This is a genomic window from Algibacter luteus (genome assembly GCF_030344935.1).
GTDB lineage: Bacteria > Bacteroidota > Bacteroidia > Flavobacteriales > Flavobacteriaceae > Arenitalea > Arenitalea lutea.
On the sequence record NZ_CP128313.1, the window covers coordinates 613,290 to 632,173 of the forward strand.

Annotated in this window: 17 protein-coding genes; 8 read left to right on the plus strand and 9 right to left on the minus strand. The window is 34.8% G+C overall.

Going from position 1 to position 18,884, the window contains the following annotated elements; translation table 11 throughout:
* Positions 1-32: 32 nt before the first annotated feature.
* The 4 genes from O5O44_RS02540 to O5O44_RS02555 all read left to right on the plus strand — a co-directional run bounded on the left by O5O44_RS02540 (position 33) and on the right by O5O44_RS02555 (position 5,705).
* Positions 33-2,588, plus strand: a complete 2,556-nt coding sequence (locus tag O5O44_RS02540) for a TonB-dependent receptor (protein ID WP_289195613.1) — start codon at positions 33-35, stop codon at positions 2,586-2,588.
* A 12-nt stretch (positions 2,589-2,600) separates the two neighbouring features.
* On the plus strand, positions 2,601-3,746 hold the full coding sequence (locus O5O44_RS02545; RefSeq protein WP_019385953.1) for a hypothetical protein: 1,146 nt from the start codon (positions 2,601-2,603) through the stop codon (positions 3,744-3,746).
* A gap of 77 nt (positions 3,747-3,823) precedes the next feature.
* The gene (locus tag O5O44_RS02550; RefSeq protein ID WP_289195614.1) at positions 3,824-5,170 is read left to right on the plus strand and encodes an endonuclease; all 1,347 of its coding nucleotides are present in this window, start codon (positions 3,824-3,826) and stop codon (positions 5,168-5,170) included.
* A 94-nt stretch (positions 5,171-5,264) separates the two neighbouring features.
* On the plus strand, positions 5,265-5,705 hold the full coding sequence (locus O5O44_RS02555; RefSeq protein WP_019385955.1) for a hypothetical protein: 441 nt from the start codon (positions 5,265-5,267) through the stop codon (positions 5,703-5,705).
* A 57-nt stretch (positions 5,706-5,762) separates the two neighbouring features.
* Here the strand turns inward: O5O44_RS02555 and O5O44_RS02560 are convergent, their stop codons facing one another.
* Positions 5,763-6,812 carry an endonuclease/exonuclease/phosphatase family protein gene (locus O5O44_RS02560; RefSeq protein WP_289195615.1) on the minus strand — a complete coding sequence of 350 codons (1,050 nt, stop codon included), beginning with the start codon at positions 6,810-6,812 and terminating at the stop codon, positions 5,763-5,765.
* Between the two features lie 121 nt (positions 6,813-6,933).
* On the opposite strand from O5O44_RS02560, the gene O5O44_RS02565 reads away from it, so the two are divergent.
* The 3 genes from O5O44_RS02565 to O5O44_RS02575 are packed head-to-tail and all read left to right on the plus strand — an operon-like array spanning position 6,934 to position 11,648.
* Positions 6,934-9,735 carry a TonB-dependent receptor gene (locus O5O44_RS02565; RefSeq protein ID WP_289195616.1) on the plus strand — a complete coding sequence of 934 codons (2,802 nt, stop codon included), beginning with the start codon at positions 6,934-6,936 and terminating at the stop codon, positions 9,733-9,735.
* Between the two features lie 59 nt (positions 9,736-9,794).
* Positions 9,795-11,231, plus strand: coding sequence for a DUF5689 domain-containing protein (locus O5O44_RS02570; RefSeq protein ID WP_289195617.1), 1,437 nt, complete (start codon positions 9,795-9,797; stop codon positions 11,229-11,231).
* A gap of 39 nt (positions 11,232-11,270) precedes the next feature.
* Complete coding sequence (locus O5O44_RS02575) at positions 11,271-11,648, plus strand: hypothetical protein (protein ID WP_289195618.1); 378 nt, start codon at positions 11,271-11,273, stop codon at positions 11,646-11,648.
* On the opposite strand, the gene O5O44_RS02580 is transcribed toward O5O44_RS02575, so the two are convergent.
* A complete protein-coding gene (locus O5O44_RS02580; protein ID WP_289195619.1) occupies positions 11,649-12,617 on the minus strand; it encodes an endonuclease/exonuclease/phosphatase family protein in 969 nt (322 codons plus the stop codon).
* Positions 12,618-12,679: 62 nt separating this feature from the next.
* On the opposite strand from O5O44_RS02580, the gene hflX reads away from it, so the two are divergent.
* Positions 12,680-13,897 carry a GTPase HflX gene (hflX, locus tag O5O44_RS02585; RefSeq protein ID WP_019385961.1) on the plus strand — a complete coding sequence of 406 codons (1,218 nt, stop codon included), beginning with the start codon at positions 12,680-12,682 and terminating at the stop codon, positions 13,895-13,897.
* A gap of 352 nt (positions 13,898-14,249) precedes the next feature.
* Here the strand turns inward: hflX and O5O44_RS02590 are convergent, their stop codons facing one another.
* The 7 genes from O5O44_RS02590 to O5O44_RS02620 all read right to left on the minus strand — a co-directional run bounded on the left by O5O44_RS02590 (position 14,250) and on the right by O5O44_RS02620 (position 18,817).
* A complete protein-coding gene (locus O5O44_RS02590) occupies positions 14,250-14,531 on the minus strand; it encodes a hypothetical protein (RefSeq protein ID WP_289195620.1) in 282 nt (93 codons plus the stop codon).
* Positions 14,532-14,715: 184 nt separating this feature from the next.
* A complete protein-coding gene (locus O5O44_RS02595; RefSeq protein ID WP_289195621.1) occupies positions 14,716-15,639 on the minus strand; it encodes a DUF3078 domain-containing protein in 924 nt (307 codons plus the stop codon).
* Positions 15,640-15,712: 73 nt separating this feature from the next.
* The gene (locus tag O5O44_RS02600) at positions 15,713-16,219 is read right to left on the minus strand and encodes a DUF2480 family protein (protein WP_289195622.1); all 507 of its coding nucleotides are present in this window, start codon (positions 16,217-16,219) and stop codon (positions 15,713-15,715) included.
* Between the two features lie 66 nt (positions 16,220-16,285).
* Entirely contained in the window at positions 16,286-16,609 is a 324-nt protein-coding gene (locus O5O44_RS02605; RefSeq protein WP_019385965.1) for a DUF59 domain-containing protein, read from the minus strand.
* Between the two features lie 85 nt (positions 16,610-16,694).
* Positions 16,695-17,117 (minus strand): SufE family protein, encoded by a 423-nt coding sequence (locus O5O44_RS02610; protein WP_289195623.1) that lies wholly within the window; start codon positions 17,115-17,117, stop codon positions 16,695-16,697.
* 127 nt (positions 17,118-17,244) lie between these two features.
* Positions 17,245-17,670 carry a hypothetical protein gene (locus O5O44_RS02615; RefSeq protein ID WP_019385967.1) on the minus strand — a complete coding sequence of 142 codons (426 nt, stop codon included), beginning with the start codon at positions 17,668-17,670 and terminating at the stop codon, positions 17,245-17,247.
* A gap of 79 nt (positions 17,671-17,749) precedes the next feature.
* On the minus strand, positions 17,750-18,817 hold the full coding sequence (locus tag O5O44_RS02620) for a zinc metalloprotease (protein WP_289195624.1): 1,068 nt from the start codon (positions 18,815-18,817) through the stop codon (positions 17,750-17,752).
* Positions 18,818-18,884 lie beyond the last annotated feature (67 nt).

Sequence of the window (18,884 nt, forward strand, 5' to 3'; positions counted from 1 at the left end):
TTTTTGACGCGACTAATTTCAAATAATTAATTATGAAAAAAACTACGCATTTTTTAATGTTTACTGTAGCATTGCTATTTTCAGCAGTAGTTATGGCACAAAGTACAATCTCGGGTACAGTTGTTGAAGCAGGAACTAATATTCCACTTCCGGGAGCAAATGTTATTGAGAAGGGTACAACAAATGGTGTAACTTCAGATTTTGATGGAAATTTCACTATTAAAACGAAATCTTCTTCTGGAGACATTGTAATATCTTATATAGGATATAATTCTAAAACCATTTCTTTTTCAGGCGATATGAGCTTAGGAAGTGTTGTTCTAACATCTAGTCAAGTTGGTTTAGAAGAAATTCAAATTATTGCATCGGTTGCAGTAGATAGAAAGACACCAGTTGCAGTTTCTACTGTAAAGTCTGCCGACATTGAACTTAAATTAGGAACTCAAGAATTTCCAGAGATTTTAAAATCAACACCTGGTGTATATGCTACCAAAGCTGGTGGTGGTTATGGTGACGGTAGAATTAACCTTCGTGGATTTAACTCTGAAAACGTTGCGGTAATGATTAACGGTATTCCAGTAAACGATATGGAAAATGGTCGAGTTTTCTGGTCTAACTGGGCTGGTCTTGGCGATGTAACAAGCCAAATGCAAGTACAAAGAGGGTTAGGAGCTGCTAAAATTGCAGTACCTTCTATTGGTGGAACAATTAATATTGTAACTAAAACTACAGACGTTGAAGAAGGCGGAAATGTAATTACATCGGTAGCTAACGATGGTTATTTTAAATATGGTTTAACTTATTCTACAGGATTAATGGATAACGGTTTTGCTGCAACAGTTTCTGCTGCAAAAACAGTAGGAGATGGTTATGTTGATGGTACTGAGTTTACAGGCTTATCCTATTTTGTAAATATTTCAAAAGAAATTAATGATTCTCATAAGTTATCGTTCTCTGCTTTTGGTGCAAAACAACGTCACGGACAAAGACAAAACAGACAATTAATTGAAACTTATAGAAATAGTGATAGAGGTAGAAAATTTAATGCCGATTGGGGTTATAAAAATGGTCAAGTAACACACCAAGAAGATAACTTTTATCATAAACCACAAATATCTTTAAACCACTATTGGAATTTAAATGATAATACGTCAATCAATACATCAGCTTACGCATCTTTCGGATCTGGTGGTGGAGGCGGAACTGCCGGAACTTACAAGTTTGGATTTGATTCTAGTACAGGCCAAGGAGATTATAGAATTGGAACATTTGGACCAATTGATTTCGATAAAATAGTTGACGAAAATGTGGCAGCAGGAGCAAATGGTGCCGAAACGTATTTAAGAGCTTCTAGAAACGACCACAACTGGTATGGTGTACTGTCTACTTTAAAAACAAACTTATCAGACGATTTAGTTTTATTAGCTGGTTTAGATTACAGAAACTATAAAGGAATACACTTCTCTGAAGTTACAGACTTATTAGGAGCACAATATGCATTGGATGATGGAAACGTAAACAATCCAAATGCGGCTCTTCAAGTAGGTGATAAAAGAGATTATTACAATGATGGATTAGTAGGCTGGACTGGAGCATTCGCTCAGTTAGAGTATGATGTAAACGAAAATTTTAATACCTTTATATCACTAGCAGCATCTAATACATCATATAAAAGAATTGACTATTTCAATTATTTAGATTCAGATCCATTACAAGAAACAGATCGTTATAATTTCTTTGGGTTTAGTGCTAAAGGTGGTGCTAACTATAGAATTGACACGAATCATAATGTGTTTGCAAACCTTGGTTACTTTGAGAAGGCTCCAGGTTTTGATGCTGTATTTTTAAACTTTAGTAATGATAATATTAATGCAGACGCGCCAAACCAAAAAATATCAAGTTTTGAACTAGGTTATGGATTCAGAGGAGATAAATTATCTGCTAATTTAAACCTTTATCATACTAGATGGAATGATAGAACAGAAACTGCAACATTTCAACAACCAGATGGAACTAGAGCCGTTGCAAATATTTTAGGTGTAAATGCGATTCATCAAGGAATTGAATTAGATTTTATCTTCAGAGCATCTGATAAATTAGATATTACTGGTATGGCATCATTAGGAGACTGGAGATGGGATAGCAATGTAACAGATGTTGATATACTTGATGAAGATCAAAATGTAGTGGAAACGGTTGATTTATATATTAAAGACTTACACGTAGCAGATGCCGCTCAGACTACTGCTGCTTTAGGACTAAATTATAAATTTGCTCCAGAAACAAGATTTATTGTTGATTATAATTTCTATGCAGATATCTATGCGGATTTCGATCCTAGTGATAGAGGCGTAGCAGGAGCACCTGATGCATGGAAAATGCCTGATTACGGTTTATTTGATTTAGCAATGACTCATGGATTTAAGTTTGGTTCTTTTGATGCAAGTTTAACAGCTAGAATGAATAATGTATTTGATACAGAATATATTTCTGATGCACAAGATGGTTCTGGATCTACAACAAATACAGCTTTGGTTTATTACGGATATGGAAGAACATTTAGTGTAGGGGCAAAACTTAATTTTTAAAAAACTTTGAAAATGAAAAAAATAATTTTTTACTTAATGATTTTAGGATTAACCTTTACAGGTTGTAATCCTTTAGATGATATCTATGAAGATATAGACGCCATAGAGAGTCCAATTGTTGGCGACGTTAATTACGAATTAACAGATGAAGATTATGATGATTTAGATAAATCTTTTGGTAATTTTGATTCAGAAGATGAAGCTAAAACATTAATTCCAGGTCTGTTAGCGGATAAATTTCCTGTTTGGGGATTAGGTTCTTCAGCATTAATTACATTCAAGATTTACTCACCAAAAAGAGAAGAAAAAAGTATCATAAGATATACAGTGTCTTCTGACGATTATGCTGCCTTAGGTCATACTTTTGGAAATTTTGATAGAGAATCTGAACTATATGAATTTTTAGAGTATAAATATCCTGATCCTGCAGATAGAGTGTTGGTATCATTAACATATGATTACTATGATGGTAGTACTAATGAATATAACAACGGGTTTTTATACATAAATGGTGCTTGGGAATTCATATTAGGATTTACTGACGATGAATATTCAGAAATGGGAGAAGGTTTCCCTAATTTTTCTAATGAAGATGAAGCGATTGCGAAAATACCTGTATTTTTAAAAGATAAATTTAAGTATGAAACCACAGAAGCTGGTGATATTGTTGCAACAATGTATAAGTTGTTTGTAACTGATGTTGATGATATTGATGGCGATGGTCGTACTGATGATAGAACTACTTATAGCTATGTAAAATATTTTATTTTTGACGGTAGTGCGTGGTCTGAGTACAGCGATGTTTTATCAACTACCATTCAATTTGGTCATGATGGAACAACATGGGTTCCAGATAATACTATAAAATATACATTTACTGGCGATGATGTTGCATTTATTTCAAATGCATTTATTACAACTTATCCTGGTCCTGCAGATAATGTTGGATTCTTTGGAAGTTTTGATAGACGACCAAGTAGTTCAAATTACTGGACAGATGATATGCTTTTAGAAGCATTTAATGCACTTTTAGATAATAAAAATCCAGGTGCAGAAGAAGGACAAAAATATGTGCTTACCTATGTAATCTATAACGGTTCTACAACTAACGAAACAAAAAGCGTTATTAAAACCGATGGTGTTTGGGTATACCAATAACATAGTATGATAATATTTAAAAACCACCTCAAACGAGGTGGTTTTTTTTCCTCAAAATTTGATACCTTTAATCTGTTATGAAAAATATTTTATTAATATTCAGCTTAGTATTTATTTGTAGTTGTAGTAGTTCGGGAAGTGATGATTCGCCGCCAAAAGAAGAACCTACAGATGATGGCGTTCCGATTGCTGTTAATGATTCGGCAACAACCATAGAAGACACGCCTTTAGAATTAAGTACTTTATTGAATAATGATACCGTTGTTGATAATGCCAGAATAACTACATTCGATACTTCTACGTCTAACGGTGGAACAGTTTCAGACGAAAGGTTATTTTACTTGTACACGCCTAAACCTGGTTTTATAGGGAGTGACACGTTTACATACACGCTTTGCGATGATGATACACCTCAAAACTGTTCAACGGCTACTGTGACAATAATGGTGACAGATGAAGGTAATCCGGTTGCAAACGCGGATGCTCTCAACGTCGTACAAAACTCTTCAACCATTTTAAATAGGCTTCTAGAAAACGATGATATTATAGATGAAGCGGTTTTAACTTCTGTTGATAATACAGGAACGCTGGGTACTGTGGTTTTAAATAGTGATAAAACAGTAACGTATACACCACCAAACGACTTTTTAGGCGAAGATTCATTCTCTTATTCCATTTGTGATGATGATACACCAAATCCTTCGTGCTCATCAGCTACGGTAACTATTACTGTCATTGCCCCTTTAAGCTTTAATATTCCTTCAGAATTACAAGATTACTATAATAATGTTGTGTTTGCCAATGACTCTGATTTAATGTTTTCTGAATTAGAAGACCTTACTAAAACGAAGCACACTACTATTTTGTCTTACGGACAAAGACATACTTACCTGTATAACGCTGATGCCGATTTAAGTAATTCTGATAATGTTATTTTAATGTATTCAAGTGAAAGTCGATACTGGCAAGAATACACCTCTGGAACGAATCCATATTCGCCACAAACCTTCAATACAGAGCATGTTTTTCCTCAATCTTTGTTAGCATCGACTGATGCTGTGACAGACTTACATCATTTAAGATCATGTGATGCAAATGTAAATAGTGATAGACTTAACTATCCTTTTGCAGCGGGTAGTGGTACTTATAAATTAATAGGAGAAACCTGGTTTCCGGGTGACGAGTGGAAAGGCGATGTTGCAAGAATGGTACTTTACCTAAATATTAGATATGGTGAAACCATTTCCAAGGTTGGAACTTTAGAATTGTTTTTGCAGTGGAATATTGAAGACCCTGTTTCTGCCTTTGAAGAGCAACGAAACAATGTTATTTATGCGGCTCAAGGCAACAGAAATCCTTTTATTGATAATCCTTATTTGGTTACTTTAGTTTGGGGAGGTAATAATGCTGAAAACAGATGGTAATAAATAAAAATGGAATTAGAAAAACCGCTTCCAACAAAGAAGCGGTTTTTTTAAGATTAAAATCATTATTTTTGATTCGTTAAAACATAATATCATGTACGAAGCTATACTAAACTTACATTCTTATTGGGCCTATTTAGTGCTAATAATTTTAATAATAGCAGTGGTAAATGCCATTGTTAAATCTGTTGGAGGAAAAGAATATAGCGCCAAAGATTTCAGAATTGCTTTATTCACATTAATCGTTTCTCATATCCAGTTACTTATTGGTATTGTTCTCTATTTTGTTTCACCTCGATTTGCTGTTTTTAGCGAATTAGGTATGGGCGGCGTGATGAAAGATGCTGTAAATAGATTATATCTTGTAGAGCATCCAATAGTAAATATTGCTGTTGTGGCACTAATTACCATTGGGTATTCAAAACATAAAAAGAAATTGACTTCTGCACCAAAACTTAAAACTATAGCTATTTTTTATACGATAGCATTGGTGTTATTATTATCAAGAATTCCTTGGGATGCTTGGTTGTCTTAGGAAGTAGTTAAAACTAAATTCAGACCTGTTAGAATTTTAAATTTATCGGGTCTTTTTTTACTGAACTTCTTTTATAACATACATATAAACCGGAAAATGGTCGCTATAACCATTGCTAAAACTACCATCACTCCAACTTCTAAAGGGGTAACCTTTATATTTTCCTTTAGAATGGATTAGATAGTTTTTATTAAAGATACCGGCTTTATAGTATCTAAATGATGAATAGTCTTTTTCAAGTAAAGGTTTTGATATGATAATTTGGTCGAATAAGCTCCAATTATCACGATATGCAGTTGTGCCTAAACCATCTTTATGAAAATTTTCAAACGGATTATACAAGCCTTTAAAACCTACTTTCTTTCGTTTTCTTGTGGTTTTTAAAACATCTTTAAAGCTTGAGTTTATGGGGTCGTCGTTAAAATCACCCATAATAATTACTTTGGCATATGGGTCATCGGTTTGAAGAGAATCAATAATACGTTTATTTAATTTTGCTGCCGCTACCCGTTTGGGTCTGCTTCTAGCTTCACCACCTCGTCTTGAAGGCCAATGATTTACAAGAAAATGAATCAAGTCATCTTCAAGCTTTCCGCTAACCAAAAGTTGGTCTCGTGTAGTAATGCGCTCTTGACTTTCGTCATCATAAATTTTTAACTCATGGATGCTTGAGCTAATTGGCGCAAAAATGTTTTTTTGGTATAATAGGGCGACATCAATACCTCTAGCATCTGGGGAATCATAATGTATTATGCCGTAATCTTTATCTAATAAATGAGGGTCATTCACAAGGTCTTCTAAAACATTCTTATTCTCTATTTCGCAAATGCCTAAAATTGCCGGTGTGTTCTTGGTTACATCCTTTCCGATTTCGGCAATAACACGTGCCATATTACTTATTTTTTGCCTATAAGCTTCGTCGCGGTTCGATTTTAATTCCATTATCGGACTGTATTCATCAAACTTAAGCGGGTCGTTGATGGTATCGAACAAATTTTCTAAGTTGTAGAAAGCAATGGTGTGTATTTTATATTTTTTATCCTGAGCTCTAACGGTAACAATGAAACTCAAAAATAAAACTGTACTTAAGAATTTAAATAAATTCATGAAATCTGTGTAATTATGGTAGTTATTTATACAAATACTAAGCCAAATTTACTGTTATTGTTGTAATAATTTTAGTATTAAATAGTTACTTTTTCTTATTATTGGTGTCTTAAAGATAATTATGAATAAAATAACCCTCATTTTTTTATTCGGAATTTTTTCAATTTCACTTCACTCACAACAAACTTTAATAAAAGGAAGTGTGAAGGACGCCACATCGTTTCAGCCTATTTTAAATGTTGAAGTTGCTTTAGAAGACACAGATTTCAAAACACTTACCGATGTTCAAGGTGAATTTAGTTTTTCTGCTAATGTACCTTTAGGAGAGCAAATATTAAAGATTTCTAAAAGCGGATATATTATAAAACGCTTTCCAATAGTTGTAAATGAAGGCGAAATAGTAGATATCTCTGATATGATTATGGAACGCGATTTATCTCAAAGTCAAGATTTATTTACCATAACACTTTCTGACGATGAATTGGATAATGATGCCACTGCTTCCGATAATATTACAGGATTACTGTCTTCTTCATTAGATGTTTTTCAAAGAACTGCAGCCTTTGAGTTTAGTCAATCTTTTTTCAGATTACACGGGTTAGATTCTGAAAACGGTTCTGTACTTATTAACGGCATTTCCATGAATAAACTCTATAGCGGCAGACCACAATGGAGCAATTGGGGTGGTTTAAATGATGTGATGCGAAACCAGGAACTCACATCAGGATTATCGCCTTCAAGTTATAATTTTGGTGGTGTATTAGGAACAACCAATATTAATGTTAGAGCATCAAAAGCGAGATCGGGCGGTCGCATTACTTATTCGTCTTCTAACAGGAGTTATACCAACCGATTAATGGCAACTTATGCCTCTGGTCTTTTAAAAAATAATTGGGCTTATGTTATTTCTTTAGGAAGACGTTGGGGAAATGAGGGATACCAAGATGCTACTATTTACGATGCCAATTCGTTTTTCTTATCAGTTGAAAAAAAGCTTAATGAAAAGCACAGTTTAAATTTCACAGGGATTTATGCTCCAAACCGCAGAGGAAAGTCTTCACCAAATACACAAGAAGTTTACGATTTAAAAGATATTAAATACAATGAATATTGGGGTTCGCAAGATGGTAAAAAGCGTAATTCAAGAATTAAAGAAGTTGAAGAGCCACTTTTTATGCTAAATCATTATTGGGATGTATCTTCAAAAACAACCTTAAATACCAATATCGCTTATCAATTTGGAAAATTAGGCAATAGCCGTTTAGATAATAATGGAACCGATTTGGTAAACGGGTTTCCTGAAGGTGGTGGCGCCAACCCAAGCCCAACCTATTATCAAAAACTACCAAGTTATTTCGAGCGTAATTTTCCGGACGATTTAGAGTTTGCTTATACCGCTTTAAAAGATTTTCAAAACAATGGGCAGATAGATTGGAACGCCCTATACCTTGCCAATATTTCAAACGCACGAGCTGGAGGTAACGCCATTTATGCCTTGTATGAAGATCGTGTTGATGACTCTCAGTTAACATTCAACACCATTTTAAATGCAGAGTTAAATGATAATACAGTTTTTAATGCTTCAGTGAATTTTCAACGGTTAAAATCTGAAAATTTTGCACACGTATTAGATTTATTTGGAGCCGAAACTTACCTCGATATCGACCAGTTTGCAACAGATATTGATGAAGCGCAGAACGATTTGCAAAACCCAAACCGATTAGTTGGAGAAGGAGATAAATTCAAATACAACTACAACCTTTTTGCTAATGTGTTAACTGCCTATGCACAAGCTCAATTTACATATAATAAGTTTGATTATTATGTGTCTGGAAGCGTGTCCCAAACCCAATATCAACGAGAAGGATTTTATCAAAATGGAGCTTTCCCAGATACATCTTTAGGAAAAGGCGAAACATTGAATTTTACAGGTTTTGGCGCCAAAGGTGGCATAACCTACAAACTTTCAGGAAAGCATTTGTTGGTGGCTAATGGTGGTTTTATTTCTAAGGCACCGTCTTTAAGAAACACGTATTCCAATTCAAGAGAAAACCATAACATTGTTCCAAACATTACGGAAGAAAAAATACTTTCTACAGATGTGAGTTATATTTTTCGTTCACCAATAATTAAAGCGAAACTTACAGGTTACTACACTAAAATTGAAGATGCGAATGAGATTTCTTTTTTCTTCGCTGATGGTATTGGAGGCGATAATGTGGCTTTTGTTCAAGAGATTTTACAAGGCGTGGATAAACAACATATGGTTGTAGAATTGGGAATTGAAGCCCAAGTAACACCAACCATAAAATTAAAAGGTGTGGCCTCGTTAGGTCAATATACTTATGCCAACAACCCTAATTTATACCTAACTACCGAGGCCGACGATGAATCGGTTGAAGCTGGATTCGTAAACGGATTTAAAGATTTTGGCCAATCCAAATTAAAAGATTACAAAATCGCCGCGGGACCACATCGAGCCTACTCTGTTGGGTTTGAATATCGCGACCCAGAGTTTTGGTGGTTTGGCGCTACGGCCAATTTTTTCACGAATACCTATATTGATATCAGTCCGCTAACACGTTCCTCAAATTTTACAACAGATTTTGATGGTAATGTGTTTAATGATTACGATGAAGTTTTAGCAAGAGAATTACTAAAACAAGAACGTTTTGATGATTATTTGGTTGTGAATTTAGTTGGGGGAAAATCATGGAAAATAGGAAGTAAATACATTAGCGTATTTGCAAGTGTGAATAATCTCTTAGATAAAGCCTTTAAAACTGGTGGTTTCGAGCAAGGAAGAAACGCCAATTTTAGAGAATTAAGAAATGATAAAGCTCTAGATACTCCAGTATTTGGTTCGAAATATTGGTATGGAAGAGGGGCAACTTATTTTTTAAATGTGAATTATAGATTTTAAAATATTCCAATGCATGGTGGCGCACTGTTGAAACCACTTTGGAAACTAAAATATAGATTATGAAATTTAACATCAACAAATCGGCTTTTGGCTTCATTTTGATACTATTCATCATGACGGCATGTGTGCAAGATGATGATTTTGGAACACCTGATATTTCATCTGAAGACCCCAATATTCCAAGTAATCAATTAGTTACCTTTAAAGCCGTAAAGTCGCTTTATGAGCAAGCTGTTAATGCTGGAAATTCAACAGCAATTATAAATGACGATGTTTATATTGAAGGCTATGTGATATCATCAGACAAAGCGGGCAATTTTTTCGAAGAGTTAATAATTCAAAACAAAACAGACGATAGCAATCCTGATGCAGACCCAAGATTGGGCTTAAAAATAGATATTAATGTAAGTAGTTTATCTGATACCTATCAAATTGGGCAAAAAGTATATGTTAAGCTCCAAGGATTAACGGTTGGAGAAACAAGTGGTGTGGTAACTATTGGCAAAGGCGATGCGGCCAATGTGGAACAAATTCAACCTGCAGAATATAAAGACATCGTAATACGAACCAATGAGGTTGTGGAGATATCACCTAAAGTATCAGGAATAGCTGAGTTGTCTGAAAATGACGAAAACACATTAGTACAGTTAAACAACATGCAATTGAACCGATTCGAAATGGGAGCAACTTTTGCAAGCGAATCATACGACGAATTTGATGGTTTACGATTGCTTGAAAGTTGCGATTCTGGTATTCAAATCATTATGCAAACCAGTACATTTTCAGATTTTAAAACTTTAATTGTACCACAAGGTCAAGGTACCGTAACAGGAATATTTAGTCGCGATTTTCGAGATGATTTTAACGTCCTTTTGTTAAACACCTCTGCTGATATTAATTTTGAAAGTAATGAGCGTTGCGACCCTTCAGAGTTTAGCTGTGGTATTGCTTCAACAATTGGTTCAGGGAATTTACTTTATGAAGATTTTGAGTCTCAAAGAAACAATAGACCCGTTGAAATTGATGGTTGGACCAATTTTATGGAAACAGGCACTCAGGCTTGGGAAGGCTATTCATCTACATCTTCAAATGCGTCATTAGGTAGATCGGCAAGATTTCAATCGGCAAGTTCGGGCGATGAAAGTAATATTGGATGGTTAATTACACCAGCCATAGATTTAGATGCCCAAGATGGTGAAACCTTAAACTTTAAAACCTCCAACAGTTTAGCAGATAGCAGCTATATGGAAGTGTTATTTTCTTTAGATTGGGATGGTACCGAAGCCAATATCACTTCTGCAACTTGGAGCATATTATCAGACGCTTATGTGGTAAAAGATTCAGATTCTTTTGCGCCTTGGTTTAATTCAGGGAATGTAGATTTATCTTGCCTTTCAGGAACCATTCACATTGCCTTTAAATACACTGGAAGCGGACAAGATACTTTTGACGGTATTTACGAATTAGACGAGATTCGTATTGATTATGTGGAATAGTAAAACTTTAGGGCTACATTTGCGCCAATATTTTTATATATGAGCACATTTGACGCCTTATTTTTTCACTTTTTTCAGTATTATAAATCTAAAAAAAGTAAAAAAGCCAATAGTATTGCAACCTTCTATTTAACACTTCTGCAAAGTAGTTTGCTTTTGTTATTAGGCGTGTTTTTTGCTGGTTTTTTTAAGCAAATGCATGTGCAAACCATGACTTCAGTTAAAGCATGGACCTTATTTGGTTTAGTCGTTATCTTCCTCTATTTTAAAAATTGGATACAATACAGTGGTAAAAAGCGTAAAGTTTTAAACGCCAAAGTGCTTAAAAACAGAAAACTTTATTACAATATTTGGTTGCTATGGTTACTGCCCGTAGTTATTTTGGGGTTAACCTATGTACTCTATCAAGCAACTTAATTACTTTTTAAAAATAGCATAAACTGGAAAGTGGTCGCTGTAACCACCTTTGTACTTTTTGCCTACGTAAGTTCTAAACGGAGAACCTTTAAAAGGGCCCTTAAATAGCTTTAAAAAATCTTCATCAAAAATATTAGCCTTGAAAAACTCAAAACCCTCTTGAGTGCTTTTAAAGAAGTTCGTAGAAATAAGTACCTGATCAAAAATAAACCACTGGCGTTTATGTTTTACGGTACCTCGATTAAACGAACGTAGCGTTTCCATCGGGTTAAATAAATCATAACCATCAACCAAGCGTTTTATACTGTCATTGTTAGGATTGTCGTTAAAATCGCCAATTACAATAATTTTGGCATGTTCATCTTCAAGCCTTAAAGAGCTAATGATATCGCTTACTTTTTCAGAGGATGCCAACCGTTTAAATTCCGTTTCCTTTTGGCCCTCTCTTCTAGACGACCAATGATTCACAATCACATGCACTTTTTCACTATCTAAAATTCCAGAAACCAATAAAACATCGCGTGTATAGTCAGGAGTGCCATCTTCATCTGTTAATGCTATGGTAAATGGTTCAGCATGTAAAACCTTAAAAACCGTTGTGTCGTAAATTAAGCCTACATCAATTCCACGTTCATCTAAAGAATCAAAGTGCACCAAATCATAATTGCAATCTGCCAAATGTTTAGAGGCAATCAATTCTTTAATAACACTATCATTTTCAACCTCTGCTAAACCAACAATAGCGGGATGTTTCCCAGTTTCTCTTCGTCCAATATTAGAAATCGCATACCCTATTTTCCGCAGTTTATTATCCAATCGTTTGGGTGTCCATTTTTTAACCGAAGTCGGTAAAAAATCGGCATCATTGGTTAATTCATCATTTTTTAAATCGAATAAATTCTCAATATTATAAAAAGCCACAGTTTGCATGTCGTGGCGAACGGGAATGTCTTCAAAAGATTCTGTCATAGGTCAAAAATAGGTTTAAAAATATTAAAAATAAAACCACGGCAATTATGTAACTTTGTAGCATGATAGAAAAGAAAGATGTAAGCCTCGAAAGGGCAGTTTTAATCGGTATTATAACTCAAGACCAAGACGAAACTAAACTCAAGGAGTATTTAGACGAGCTGGAGTTTTTAACCTTCACCGCTGGAGGTTATGCCGTAAAACGTTTCACCCAAAAAATGGACAGACCAGATCCTAAAACCTTTATTGGTAGCGGGAAAATGGAGCAAGTACGTGTTTTTGTTGAAGAAAACGATATTACTACCGCTATTTTTGATGACGAATTATCGGCAGCACAAGAGCGTAATATTAGTAAAATACTGGGTATTAAAATATTAGACCGAACCAATTTAATTCTCGATATTTTCGCGCAACGCGCACAAACCAGTTATGCCAGAACACAAGTAGAACTGGCACAATGCGAATATTTACTGCCTCGTTTAAGAGGTATGTGGACTCACCTTGAGCGTCAAAAAGGGGGTATTGGAATGCGCGGACCCGGTGAAACCGAAATTGAAACAGATAGACGTATTGTAAGAGATAAAATATCATTGTTAAAAGAGCGCATCAAAACCATAGATAAACAAATGGCGGTGCAACGCGGTAACCGCGGTAAAATGGTGCGTGTGGCGCTGGTTGGGTATACAAATGTGGGTAAATCTACCCTAATGAATGTGATAAGTAAAAGCGATGTGTTTGCCGAAAATAAACTGTTCGCAACGCTCGATACCACCGTTAGAAAAGTAGTCATTCAAAACCTACCATTTTTATTAAGCGATACCGTAGGGTTTATTAGAAAGCTGCCAACACAATTGGTAGATAGTTTTAAAAGCACTCTAGATGAGGTTCGAGAAGCCGATTTGTTGTTGCACGTTGTTGATATTTCACATCCTAATTTCGAAGAGCACATAGCCTCTGTTGAGAAAATTTTAGGCGAAATAGATAGTGGCGATAAGCCAACCATAATGGTTTTCAACAAAATTGATGCCTACGAAGCAGAACCCTTAGAAGCCGACGATTTAGAAACCGAGCGTACCGAAAAGCACTACTCGCTAGAAGAATGGAAAAGCACATGGATGAGTAAGTTAGGCAACAACGCCCTCTTTATTTCGGCGCTCAACAAACAAAACCTAGAAGACTTTAAAAAACGAGTTTACGACGAGGTTCGCGACATTCATATTACCCGCTTCCCTTACAACCATTTTTTGTACCCCGATTACAATTACGAAGACATGAAGTAATGTCACTTCCAGTGTCTACAATTTAATTCGAGATGTATCGAGAAGTTGGGCGTTACCCTAAACAGGGTCGGGCTTTCTGCTAAAAGTTTTGGCTCGATGCACGCCTCGCCAAAAGCTACCGCGGCAATCCCTAACGCACCTGTTTGCGGTGGGTTATTTTAGTTCTTAGTTTGAAGTTCTTTTGGAGGGTTTGTTTAACGGCTTTGTATATGCGTAGATTAACAAATAATTTTATTCGGAGTTAGGCATTAGTATTCTATGTTTCTTTATTTATTTGTCTTTTCTTCCGTTTTGCTTTTTGTTTTAACCGCTCCGATTTCCGATTGATTTTTTTTTCGTTTTTGAGTCTTATTTATTCAGCTTCAAAGGCTTCAATTGTTTTTTTATCAATACAATTTGTAATATCAACATCATAATTCAAATTTTTTAATTTATACTGAAGACTTTCAAGTTTGCCTTCTTTTTTTATTTTATATAATTCAGAATCTATTTTTGTCCATTCTTTGGTCTCATTATTATAACAAAATACATCTCCTTGATTTGGCTTTTTTAGAACCTTATTAAAATTCTGCGAATAAATATTAGGAGAAAGAAATAATAAGAGTATGGATATAATTGAAATATAATTTTTCATTGTTATTTAGGTTTTGTGAGTATCTGATGCCTAATTTTCATGATATGAAACCGATGTTTTATATCAGAATTCAAACGAATTTATAATTTTTTTCTCACAAAATCAAACTTAATCATTTCACCTTATCCAAAAAAAAGTGCTTCCCAAAAGGAAGCACTTTTTATAAGTTTATAAATGTTTTGGATTAGAACTTGTAGCTCAAACCAAACGTATAGTAAGATTGTAGGTCGTTATCAACGCTATCAAAAGTTTCGCCCGTATTACCTAAGGTATTGATAGAGTAGTTTAAAGCCTCTTGTTTGTTGCTTCTTAAACCAAAATCAAAACCTACACCAATCATTTTCCATAGGGTGTAGCCAAACGAGTTAGACCATGTCCAGTTTGAATAATCTCCAGACTTGTAACTTTGGAAAGCCGATAGGTTTGTTTTAAAGTTTACTGCTCCAATTTGTCTCGTATAATCTGCAACTATTTTAGCACCTAAAGACGATTCGAAAACTGAATCTCCATCAGCAAAAACAAAGTTGTAGTTTAATGGGTGTACCACCACGATTAAATTGGCAATTGGTGTCCAAGTCGCACCAACACCAACATCTAAATAACCTGGGTCGTTAAAGTTATCTAAAAGGGTTGTTCTGTATTCTGCTAAACCAGAAACTGCCAAGTTTTTAGCAATATTTCTTCCGTATAAAGATGAAATATTAAAAACATCAGTAGTTGGGTTAAAACTGTCGTCGTCAGCAGGGTTATCCTTATTGTCTAATTTTACCCAGTTTAAATTGGAAGTTAAGCTGTTTCTCCAGAAAAACTTGTCTTCAATTAAGTTTGCAAAAGCGTTAACAGTAATACCAATGTTTCCAGAAGCATTGTTAGGTGCGCCTTGAGAATACCAGTTGTTGAAGTTTGATAAGCTACCACCAATAGTACCAAATGCACCTTTTCTCCATCCTGGAAGCGCATCAATTTGAGCTTGTAGTGCATTAGCTTCACCTTGTGCAGCATCTGCTATAGCTTGTTTTTCAGCTTTTTGAGCTTGTAATTCTTCTTTTGTTTGTGCGTTTAATGATACAACACTAATACATAATAATGCGAAAAATAATTTTTTCATAATTTAATTTTTGTTAAAAATTTGTGCAAATATAATGTTTAGACGCAATTAACAAAGTTTGGTCACATTAAATTTATTTCTTCTTAAAAAGAGGTACAGAAGAGCATGCTTCGCCATACATAATGGACTTAGCAAGAGGTTTTAGCTTGTTAGAAAGCATGATGTAGGCATTTTGAGGTACGGGTTTGTTAGCGCAACCTTTTATGATGATGGGTTTATCTGCATAGGCAGAAACATCGAGGTTATTTATAATGTCTTGATAAATGGAGGTTTCTAGTTGTTCTAAATCTCCAATAACAACTTTTTTGGCAATCGACTCCAATTGAATACTGAGAAGCATGTAAGCCCAACCTGGAATTATAGCATCACTGCTGCAGGTTAAAGCAACATAACTACCTTCGTATTGGTTCCAATCAAATTCTGAAACTTGCGCTCTAAAATCTTTTTCACGAAGCACAAAACCTTCATACAGCCAATCTTTAATATCAAACAGGATACGTTGCCCTTTAGGATAATAATCCTCAAGATCAATAGTTACTAGTTTACTATTCGCTACGCGATTTACAATTTCGTCTTTCAAGAATATGTAGTTGTTGAGTTGTTTTTTGTTTCGTTGTATTACTGAGTATTGCGACTGAAAACTAAATTACAGCATCCCCAATTCCAACTTAGCTTCTTCACTCATTAAATCTTGAGTCCACGGCGGATCGAAAGTTATTTCAACCTCTGCATCGCGAACATCGTTAAGCGATTTCACTTTTTCCTCAACCTCTAAAGGCAAAGTTTCTGCCACCGGGCAGTTTGGTGTTGTTAATGTCATTAAAATTTTTACGTCGTAATCTTCATTTACAAATACGTCGTAAATTAATCCTAATTCATAAATATCAACAGGAATTTCTGGATCGTAAATCGTTTTAAGTACGTTTACTATTTTTTCGCCTAATGCGGCGGTATCTATGGTTTCACTCATAACTTTTTGTTTATGTGTTTAGTTGTTTGTTGTTTAGCCGAAAGGGTAGTTTTACCATTTTACGACTTAACGCTTCACAACTTCACTAATTAAGTTGTGTTTGGTATGCTATAGCATACATTTTTAATTGTTTTATCATACTCACCAAACCATTAGCTCTGGTTGGCGATAAATGTTCTTTTAAGCCTATTTTATCAATAAAATCGGTATCGGCATCAATAATATCTTTTGGATGCTGATTTGAAAAGGCACGAATTAAAATAGCAATAATACCTTTGGTGATAATCGCATCACTATCGGCTGTAAATAGTATTTTATCGTCTTTCATTTCAGCATGCACCCATACTTTACTTTGGCAACCTTTTATAATATTGCTGTCGGTTTTGTATTGGTCGTCAATTAAGGGTAAATCTTTCCCTAAATCAATCATATATTGGTAACGTTCTTCCCAATCTTCAAACATTGAGAATTCGTCTATAATTTCGTTTTGTATCTCTTCAATACTCATAGGTTCTTTTTTAGTTTTGTTATCTTAAACTCTGTCCTAAGTTTATCTGCATGATTAATATCTAGAAGATTTCGACAGTGCTTAATCTAACATCTAATTCAATGCAAAAATACAATAAGAATTATTGCTATTCAATGTTTTCGACAATTGATAAGATTTCTTTAACTATTGCTTCAATTTCTTTAGGCGGATTGTTATGATCGAAGTTTTTAGATTGATATGTTTTATTGTTTTTTATAATTTGTAAATAGGCAATTTGCGCACCATCAAAGTGATGATTTTCAGATGGTGGTTCAAAATCCTCGAGTTGTTTTACATCTATTTTATGAATTTCTAAAAATAGTTTGTCTTTTAATGATTCGGGGAATGATTTAATTTCTGGAGTGCCTCCTCTTTGTCTGTTTATTGAAACGCTATCATTTTCCAATTTAACTTCAAAATAAGAACCTCTACTACTTGCGTTATAAACTACACTCATTTGTTCTTGATTTAAATGGGTAGAGCAATCTTGGTTTACTAGGAGTATGGATAAAAGGATGAATATAGTTTTCATGAGATGCATTAAGTTTAGTTTAATAATACAAAAAAGACGCCAAAATAGGCGTCTTTTTAATTATCTTATATAATATTTTTTATGGAAGCATGCTTTCTCTTGCACCGCCAGGAGCAAAAATAGCACGCATTCTTTCTTTCTGACCTTCAGAGAACATATACATACAAGCATCATCAACATAATCCATGTAATTCATTGTCATATCGTTTGATCGACAATTAACAGTTGGATATGACGGACATCCATAATTTGGTCCATCTGATGACGGTGTGTCAGAAACAAAATCGTCTCGCTTACACCTGCCATCTCCCCAGATATGACGTAAATTTAAATAGTGCCCAACTTCGTGTGTCATGGTTCTGCCTTTATCAAACGGTGCAGAAACGTAGCCTGTAGTACCAAAGTATTGCGGAGAACACACTACACCATCAGTAGATAAATTACCACCTGGGAATTGCGCATAACCTAAAATTCCGCCACCAATATTACACACCCAAATGTTTAAATGCGTTTCTGGATTTACCGGAGGATAAGCACTCTTAACTGCATTATTTGTACCCCAAGAGGTTGTTGAGCTAGCATGTCTGAAAGTATTCGCCAGTGTAAATGTAATCTCGCTATCTGCAGCAACACCAGAGAATTCGGCAGGTGCTTGATTTACATCGTTGTTTGCTTTTCTGAAATCGTCGTTTAAAACGGCAATTTGCGATGCTATTTGAGCATTACTAATATTTTCATTGGAGTTGCTGTAAACCACAATAACGTTTACAGGAATGTTAATAACGCCTAAGTTATCTGGTGTTGGCTCTTCGCCGCCACCGCCTCCGCCGTTTCCATTTCCGGGTTTAGTTGGTTTTCCTTTAGCAGCAATAAAACTTCTTGTGTGATACTCAACGTCATACATCTTTTTTTCAAGACCAGGATTCGCATCAAGTTGTTTGTTTAAAACATGCATGGTATGACATGTTTTTACCTTGTTCTTACTATTAAGTGATTTTGAAACGAGGTCGTCAGAAGTGTCTGTGTAAACAAAAAAGTCGCTCATGTCGACTTTTACAGATTGGTCCTCAATAATTTCATTTTTGTCATCATCACAAGCTGTGAATAGTAAGGCTATGGCAGCCATACCTAAAAGAATTTTTTTCATTTTTATTAATTATTTTGAATTAGTCGATGCTGAAGATAAAATTATTTTGCATTATTTCTAATAAATT